Source organism: Streptomyces sp. WM6386 (assembly GCF_000972385.1).
Taxonomy (GTDB): domain Bacteria; phylum Actinomycetota; class Actinomycetes; order Streptomycetales; family Streptomycetaceae; genus Streptomyces.
In genome coordinates this window covers 1-214 of sequence record NZ_JXTE01000855.1, presented here as the reverse complement: position 1 = coordinate 214, position 214 = coordinate 1, and the positions used below count along the sequence as shown (strand labels likewise).

Sequence of the window (214 nt, the reverse complement as noted above, 5' to 3'; positions counted from 1 at the left end):
AAGCGGAACGAGGACGTACGCACCGTACAGAAAGCCCTGATCAAACGCGGACACAAACTCCCCGACGGCGCCACCGGCTTCTTCGGCGAACAGACCAAGGCCGCCTACCGCGCCGAACAACGCAAACAGGGCTTCAAAGGAACCGACGCCGACGGCATACCGGGCCCCACCTCCCTGACCGCCCTCGGCCGCCTCACCGGATTCTCCGTCACCG

Annotated in this window: 1 protein-coding gene; it reads left to right on the top strand. The window is 65.4% G+C overall.

Features of this window, described 5'->3' with window-relative positions:
* On the top strand, nucleotides 1–214 hold a 214-nt coding region (locus tag TN53_RS43950), incomplete at both ends, for a peptidoglycan-binding domain-containing protein (RefSeq protein WP_046264548.1).